Origin of the sequence: Klebsiella sp. HN106 (assembly GCF_051209435.1) — a bacterium.
Taxonomy (GTDB): Bacteria; Pseudomonadota; Gammaproteobacteria; order Enterobacterales; family Enterobacteriaceae; genus Klebsiella; species Klebsiella oxytoca.
Window position 1 is genome coordinate 43,691 of sequence record NZ_JBLURD010000020.1, and the last position, 7,999, is coordinate 51,689.

Consider the following 7,999-nt stretch of genomic DNA (forward strand, 5'->3'; position numbering starts at 1 on the left):
CATGTTCGATCGGCAAAAGGTGCAGGTTTTAGCTGCTCGCCGTCTAACCGAGCAGCAAATTGCGGATGTTCTGGAAATCGACCTTCAGGAACTGAAACAAAACAGGGATGAGCTTTCCAGTTTCCGGAAAGAAATCAGGATAGGCAGAGCGAAAAGCGAGGCTGAGTTACGAGGGGCTTTGTATAAAAAAGCGAAAAGTGGCGATGCTGGTGCTTACCATGAATTACTGAGGCGTGAGAAACAACAGGACGGTGACTGATGAGAAAGACGGACTGGGAGGCCATCAGACGCGAGTATGAAACTGATGGCGTATCAGCCCGTAAGTTAGCGGAAAAGTACGGAATCAGTCATACAGCGATAAACCAGAGGGCAAAAGCTGAGAGCTGGCAAAAGCCGGAAAAAAAAACTCCAGAAAAAAAAGTTTCCACGAAAAAGATTTCCGCCGAAAAAGTGGAAAGAAAAAAAGTGGAAACTCGGAAACTGAAAACAGAAAAAAAACTGGAAGAGGCGGGTGAGCGGGTATCAAAACCCGGAAAGATAAAAAAAGGAACGGATGATGATTTTTATTCTTTTGATCCCGCTGAATTCGGGCTTTCGGAAAAGCAGGGAATTTTTGCAGAAAACGTAGCGGCAGGAAAAAAACTTGTCGAAGCGTATCGGATTGCAGGATATGACGGTGAGGGAGCATCAGCACATTCTTGCGCTTCAAAGATGTTGAGAAATGCAAAGGTTTATCGTGCAGTCAGTTTTCTACGCGACAAACGTCAGCAACGCCTTTCGCTTACTGAAGATGAAATTATTCATCAGCTTTCAGCCATTGCCAGCGCAAACCCCAACGAACTGGTTCAGTACAGGCGTGTTAACTGTCGGTATTGTTGGGGTGAGCGTCATCTTTATCAGTGGCGGGACATTGAAGAATTCGACAAGGCTGCGGAGAAAGCTAGTCAGGACGGAAAGGAACAACCTGAATATGGCGGTCTGGGATTTGTCGAAACGGGTTTTCCAAATGAGGATTGCCCAAAGTGTAACGGTGAGGGAGAGACACAACTTTTTGTAGCTGATACCACTCAGTTAGATGGTGACGCTCGCTGGCTGTATGCAGGTATAAAGCAGACTCAACATGGCCTGGAAGTTCGCATGGCTAATCAGGAGGCGGCACGCCGTGACCTCCTGAAAATAATTGAGGCCAGGAAAAATTGGGCGGCGAAAAAAGAGGGTGAGGATCCGGAGCCGGAGGAAAACGACATCACTGATGAACAGTTGAACGATGCTTTGCGGAGTTTAGGTTATGGCAGATTTAGCGATCAACTCTCAGACAGGGAAGCACCACCAGACGACCAGGAATAAGCGGGAGCTGACGAACAGGCAGATCCTGGAGGGATTTAAAAAAAGGGCAGTAGAAAAAGCGCGGGAGTCGATGCTGGATTTCACGCTCTACACCCACCCGACCTATGAAACGGGCTGGTTTAACGAATTAATTTGCCTTGAGCTGGATAAATTTCTGGAGGATGTGGAAAAAGGCCTAATGCCGCGCCTGATGATTTTCGCTCCTCCGCGTTCTGGCAAAAGTGAACTTGCCTCTCGTCGATTCCCTGCAAAGGTGCTGGGGAAACATCCCGACTGGAACGTGATTTCGTGTTCGTACTCTTCGGACCTGGCAAACCGTATGTCACGCGACACGCAGCGCATCATTGAAGGTGAGCGCTATCGTGACGTGTACCCGCAAACAAGGCTGGGAGGAGGGCGTAACGGCGCTATCAGGACGGCTGAACTGTGGGAGACTGTTGACGAAAGAGGCCAGCTTGCTGGTGGCTCATACCGTGCTGCTGGCGTTAACGGTGGTATCACTGGTCAGGGTATGCAGATCGGCATCATCGATGACCCTGCAAAGGATTACAAAACCGCGTCCTCTCCGGTGTACCAGGAAACAGTCATAGACTGGTACGACACGACATTTTTCACGCGTGCTGATCCGAAATTAAACGGCGTCATCATCATCCTGACCCGCTGGCATAAGGACGATCTGGCGGGGCAGCTCCTGAAGAAAGCGAAGGAGGGCGGCGAAGAGTGGCGAGTGGTCAGTTTCCCTATGGAAGCCGAAAAGGACGAATACCACGAGCTGAACGGAAAAAAATATGCGCTGAGAAAAAAAGGCGAAATTCTTTTTCCTGAGCGTATGCCTCAGGCCTTTGTGGAGAAGTGCAAACAGCGCGGCTCACTGGTCTGGAATGCGTTGTACCAGCAACGGCCAGCGGCGAAAGGTGGTGGCCTGATTAAATCGGCGTGGTTCGGGGAATATACGCAGCTTCCGAAACTGAAGTGGCGAGCCATTTACGCTGATACGGCGCAAAAAATAAAAGAAGTTAATGACTTCTCTGTTTTCGAGCATTGGGGGCTGGGCGTTGACGGTTATCTCTATTTGATAGACCTGATACGCGGGAAATGGGAATCCGACGAGCTGAAGAGGCGAGCAATCGCGTTCTGGAACAAGTGCAAGCCGATGCAGAACGGGCCGCTGCGCTTCATGGCCGTTGAGGATAAATCTTCCGGCACTGGCCTGATTCAGTCTATCCGCAAGGGCGCTCTCTGCCCTATACGCGCGATACAGCGCGATCAGGATAAATACACCCGCCTCATGGATACGCAGGGCTGGATCGAGTCTGGTTACATCAGGCTTCCGGCTTCCGCTCCCTGGGTAAGTGATTTCCTTCAGGAAATGGAGGGTATCAACGCCGCGTTTAACACTCACGATGACCAGCTTGATCCGATGATGGATGCCATTAAAGAGGCGTTTGACAGCGGAGTTACCCCATACAACGAATGGTAAATTATGGCCGAGAAAGAAACCAAAGCGGCTAAGCCCCGCTTTAAATTAACCAACAGCGGCGGGGTGATGCCTGTCTTTGACAGTCTTTCTAATGTCATCACAGGCATGGGAACGAATCGCGACCGTCGCTCTTATAACCGCTTCACCATTACCCAGCTTAATGATTATCTGGAAATGGAAGCCGCTTATTTCGATAACTGGATAGCGGGGGCAGTAGTCGATCACCCTGTAGAGGATGCCACGCGAGAATGGCGAACCTTTACGGGGAAAGAGGCGGCAAAAATTCATGAGGCTGAAAAATTATTCGAGCTTCAGGAAAAAACACAGGCCGCTTTTACCTGGGCTGGTGTTTATGGTGGTGCTGGCGTTTTGCTGATTACCGATCAGGAACTGGGCCAGAAGCTTGAGCTGGACAAAATAAAAAAGGGTTCGCTTAAACGTCTGGTAAATCTCGACAGAACGATGATTTCCCCCTCCACCTATAACTATTCGGATCCGACCGCAGAAAACTACATGCGAGCGGAAACCTACCGGATAAACGGCGGGGTGCAGAACGTCCACCACAGCCATTTCATCATCGCGCCTGGCGAAGCCTTACCGCCGCGCTTGCGATTGCTCAATAACGGATGGGATGACAGCGCGTTAAGGCGATGCATGGAGGATTTAAAGGACTCAGCCGCAGCGAAGGCCGGTATTGCGTCACTCATTCTCGAAGCCAACATTGATGTGATTTCCCGCGATAACCTGGCTACAGACCTTTCATCGGGTGATATGGACCAGTCGATTATGAACCGCTTCCTGAATTTTGGAATGCTGAAATCCATGTTCAGGCTGGCTCTGATGGATTCAACGGAAAATTTCGACCGCAAGCCGATTTCATTCGGTGGGCTGGGGGAAATCCTCTCCGTTCTCATGGAGTGGACAGCAGGAGCCGCTAAACAGCCCATGACGCGCTTGTTTGGCGTGCAGTCTAAAGGCCTGGGTGATTCTGGTCAGGGGGATGCAAAGAACTACTACAACCGCGTTCGTGGCGATCAGGAAATGAAATACCGGAAATTCCTGAACCAGATCGACGAGGTTTTAATTCGCTCCACGCTGGGCGTTGCGCCCGACGACCTGAACTATGAATTCAACCCTCTCGAAATTCCGACTGAATCCGAAGTGAAGGATCGCAATCTGGCAGAAGCCCAGACCGATGACCTGCGCATTCAGCAAAAAGTCATTCCGCGATCTGCAGTGGTTCGAAAACTCAAAGAGAGTGGCCAGTATGTTATCAACGAAGAATTCCTTAAACGCGTTGAAGAGGACGAGCGAGCAGAAGCCGCTGGGGAGTTCCGCTTCAATATCGGAGAAACTGAAAAGGAGAATTCAGGAACAGGCAACCCGCCGCCGTCCGATTCAGTTGATGACGGTTAACGGCGACCTGGAGAAGTATTACAACGGCCAGCTCAGGACAATGATTAACCTGATGGCCCGAAGCGTTCAGGAAGCTCTGATCCCCGTCCTCAAACGAAGTTATACCGCCGACAGTTTTCTCACCGACCTGATAAAAGCCGCGTTAAACCATGCCGCAGAACGTTTCTATTCTGATGCCTATCACGGGCAACAGAACAGGCTGGCGCAGCGCGTAGTTAGCCTGGCGGAGTCGGAAACATCGGCGGCGTTCGTCGAACAAATTAACAGGGCGCTGGGCGTGGATATCGAGGGGCTTTTGACGCGTGAAAGCCTGGGTGATTTTTTCGATGCTGCGGTAGAAGAAAACGTGGCCCTGATTCGCTCTCTGTCGTCTGATTATTTTGACAATATCCAGCGGCAGGTGATGGACAGCATTTTGAGGGGAGACAGCGTTACCACCCTGACGCGCAACCTTCAGGCGGTGACAGGGGCAACGTATCGCAGAGCGGCGCTGATAGCGCGTGACCAGACGCTGAAAGTAACCAGTGACATTAACCGCAAGCGGCAGACTTCATCCGGTATCAGCCGTTTCAGGTGGTCTGATTCGAAAGATGCCAGGGTGTCAGGCAATCCCGCAGGGAAATATCCTCGCGCAAAAATAAAATGTTTCTACATCGCCAGAAATGACGTGGGCTACGGTCCAGGCGTTTATCTCTGGTCACGCGGTGCGATGTACAACGGGGAAACAGGGCTTTACCCGGGACGTGCGCACATAAACTGCCGCTGTACTGGCGTTCCTCAGATACAGGGGCTGGATTACAAGTAAACCAACTCAGGGAAAAAACATGCGGATCACGGTAACGGATCGGCTGTCTTTCCGCGTCGATTCTCAGCGAAAAATTCTTGATAACGGATATCTCTCCGTTCCTGGAAGAGTGGCGCGTACTGGCGTGCAGCAGTACACCGCGCAGGAGCTGGGATTAACGGACAGGCCACCGAACGAGTTAGTAAACGTCTATCGCCCACCGGAAGAGGTTTTTAAACCGGAAAGCCTCGCCAGCTACGACAACGCCGATATCACCCTTCAGCACCCCGACGATTTTGTTGATTCGAAAACCTTCAAAGAGGTTTCTGTCGGCCATGCCACGACCGCAGGGCGCCGATTTGGTGATTTCGTCGTTGTTGATCACCTGATTAAAGATCAGGCCGCGATAGACGCCATAAACGCTGGCACCGCCGAGCTATCAGCAGGATATAGCGCTGAATACCTCCGTCAGCCTGGTGTAGCCCCATGCGGCACGCCTTATGAATTTATTCAGACTGACATTCTCGTTAACCACATAGCGCTTTGTGACTCCGCTCGGGCGGGGCATCTGGCGCGACTGTTTGATTCACAAAAACCAAAGGAGAACCAACCCATGCCACAAATCACCCTCGATAGCGGCGCAAAAGTGGAAGTGGCAGATCAGGCCACCGCCACGCTGATTCAAACCACTCTGGACAGCCTGATGAAGCGCATCCGTACCGGTGATGAAAGTCAGGAAAAGCTGGAAGGGGAAATTGCACAGCTTGAAGTGAAGCTGGAAAAAAAAGAAGAAGAGCTGGAAGACCTGAAAACGCAGACTTCAGACAGCGCCATTCAACAGCGCGTGGATCAGGTCGTCGTTGCGCTGGGCGGCGCCCGCAAAATTGCAGGGAAAAGTTTCTCCTGTGATTCGATGGACCCGCTGACCATTAAACGCGTGGCGCTCGATGCGGCCGGTATCAAATGCAAAAAATACGCGACCTGGGATAAAGCGCCCGATGCGTATGTTTCAGCGTTCTTTGATGCGGCTGAAGAGCAAAAAGAAAATCAGGACGAAGACCCTGATGATCCGCAGAACAAGAGCACCAACGATTCACATCGCCTTTTCGCTAACGACATGACAAACGTTATGACCCGTCAGACGGGCGATGCGAACCAGCAGCGCGTAAGCGCGCGTAATAACTTCCTCGACCAGCGCTACGGTCGCAACCAAGAAGGTAAAAAATAATGGCTATTGCTCAGGACTCTTTCGGCTTGTTTAACGGCCTCGGCTACGAAGGCCAGGTATCCACCATCGAAGTAAACAAAATCGTGTCGCGCCTGACTGAAGAGCAATTTATTCCGTTCGGTCGCGCGGTCATCCGTGGTGCTGCACGTCGTTCTGTCGCTCCTGTCACGGCTGATACTGTCGCCGCTGACATTGTAGGGTTCACCGTTCGTAGCCAGGCACAGGCAAGCCCTACGCCGCCAAACAATGAAGGCGTATACGCAAGCGGCTACCGCATCAACGATGTGGCCTCTGTGCTGGAAGACGGCGCGATGTTCGCGCTGTGCGTAGATGGTGCTGAAGGTGGCGATCCTGTCGAAGTGATTGTTGATGATGAAGACAATCTCGGTCGCCTGACTGCTGGCGGGAACGGTGTAGCTCTGAATCTCGTTAAGTGGGTGGATGACGTGGAAGCCGGGAAAATCGGCGAGATCCGCGTTCATGGCATCCTCGCGGTAGATGCTGGTGCTTCAGGTTCCGACGCTGGCAACGGCTCCGGTAACGGCGAATAAATTTAATTCAGGGAAAATAATATGCGACGCAATATGTTTGATATGTCTCCAACCGCAGCGATGGGTTTTCTGATCCAACAGGCTGCACATCTGGAGCAAAAGGTTTACGAAAAGAAATACCCTCAATACAAATACACCCAACTGGTTCCGCTGGATGACTCAGCACCAGACTGGGTAGACGTTGTGGCGTTCCAGGCCGCTGACGCACGCGGCGAGCTGCAACTGCTGGGCCCGAACTCAACGGATATCCCAACCGTTGATGTGGCAACAAGCATCGGTTTCCATCAGATCAAAACGGCGGCGCTAGGTTACACCTACACGCTGGAGGAAATCGGCCGTGCGCAGCTGTACGATATGCCACTGGAGGCGCGTAAAGCACAGGCTGTGCGCGATGTTACAGAGCGTGGCCTGAACAAGATTTATCTCTGGGGCCAGAAAGTGGGTGAAGGCCTTTACACCAGCCCAAACGTGACCCGTGAAGTTGCGCCAGCCACGCTCAAAGCGCTGGTGGCTGATATTCCTGACAAGGGTACGCAGCCGATCATTGATTTCTTCGGCAATGCGTACAACCAGGTTTATCTGGACAATACCAACACGGTATTTCGTCCGACTGATTTTGTGCTTCCACCAGCTCAGATGCAGCTTTTGATGCGCACCATGCTTTCCACGCATAACGCGTCAAATTACACGCTGTTGCAGTTCCTGCGCGAAAACTTCCCCGACATGACGTTTACCGATGACATTCTGCTTTCAACGAATGTGAAGGACGATAACGGCCAGCCGGAAGAAACCCCGCTGGAAGAAGATCGTATGGTCGTTTACTGCAAAGATATGGAAGTGGTGAAAGGCCATGATGTTATGCCGCTTCAGTTCCTTGCTCCTGCCACCGCTGACAACGTGAATTTCAAAGTACCGGCTCTGACCCGTACTGGCGGTACTGAAATTCGAGTGCCTGGTGCTTTCCACTACATCGACGGGCTTTAATCTATGCAGACGTTAATTAACTGGACCAAAAATCCGATTGTGGTCGCTGATGAAAACGGCGAGCGCGTCACCCTTAAACCAGGTGAAGGGAAACCCGTTACGGGAGATTTTAAAAATCATCCGTGGGTGAAAAAAGGCCGCCTTGAAATTTCCAGCTCGGATGAGCGTGAAGCGTCAGGTGGTGCTGAAGTCGATGAAGAGCTGGCAGC

Annotated in this window: 9 protein-coding genes; all 9 read left to right on the top strand. The window is 51.6% G+C overall.

Going from position 1 to position 7,999, the window contains the following annotated elements; genetic code table 11:
• Position 1: 1 nt before the first annotated feature.
• Positions 2-259, top strand: coding sequence for a hypothetical protein (locus ACSIPU_RS27510; protein ID WP_064355824.1), 258 nt, complete (start codon positions 2-4; stop codon positions 257-259).
• Positions 259-1,347: a terminase small subunit gene (locus ACSIPU_RS27515; RefSeq protein ID WP_196558026.1), complete on the top strand. Its 1,089-nt coding sequence runs from the start codon at positions 259-261 to the stop codon at positions 1,345-1,347. The genes ACSIPU_RS27510 and ACSIPU_RS27515 overlap by 1 nt, the downstream gene beginning before the upstream one ends.
• Positions 1,289-2,827, top strand: a complete 1,539-nt coding sequence (gene terL / locus ACSIPU_RS27520; RefSeq protein WP_196558025.1) for a phage terminase large subunit — start codon at positions 1,289-1,291, stop codon at positions 2,825-2,827. Before ACSIPU_RS27515 ends, terL begins: the two co-directional genes overlap by 59 nt.
• 3 nt (positions 2,828-2,830) lie before the next feature.
• Positions 2,831-4,243 (top strand): DUF1073 domain-containing protein, encoded by a 1,413-nt coding sequence (locus ACSIPU_RS27525; protein ID WP_407251617.1) that lies wholly within the window; start codon positions 2,831-2,833, stop codon positions 4,241-4,243.
• Positions 4,233-5,048: a phage minor head protein gene (locus ACSIPU_RS27530; protein WP_224257446.1), complete on the top strand. Its 816-nt coding sequence runs from the start codon at positions 4,233-4,235 to the stop codon at positions 5,046-5,048. The genes ACSIPU_RS27525 and ACSIPU_RS27530 overlap by 11 nt, the downstream gene beginning before the upstream one ends.
• A 19-nt stretch (positions 5,049-5,067) precedes the next feature.
• A complete protein-coding gene (locus ACSIPU_RS27535; protein WP_064374035.1) occupies positions 5,068-6,255 on the top strand; it encodes a DUF2213 domain-containing protein in 1,188 nt (395 codons plus the stop codon).
• Positions 6,255-6,806, top strand: a complete 552-nt coding sequence (locus ACSIPU_RS27540) for a structural cement protein Gp24 (protein ID WP_058646511.1) — start codon at positions 6,255-6,257, stop codon at positions 6,804-6,806. The genes ACSIPU_RS27535 and ACSIPU_RS27540 overlap by 1 nt, the downstream gene beginning before the upstream one ends.
• Positions 6,807-6,827: 21 nt before the next feature.
• The gene (locus tag ACSIPU_RS27545) at positions 6,828-7,790 is read left to right on the top strand and encodes a major capsid family protein (protein WP_064374037.1); all 963 of its coding nucleotides are present in this window, start codon (positions 6,828-6,830) and stop codon (positions 7,788-7,790) included.
• A gap of 3 nt (positions 7,791-7,793) precedes the next feature.
• Positions 7,794-7,999: hypothetical protein (locus ACSIPU_RS27550; protein ID WP_435322450.1), on the top strand; the 206-nt coding region annotated here is incomplete at its 3' end.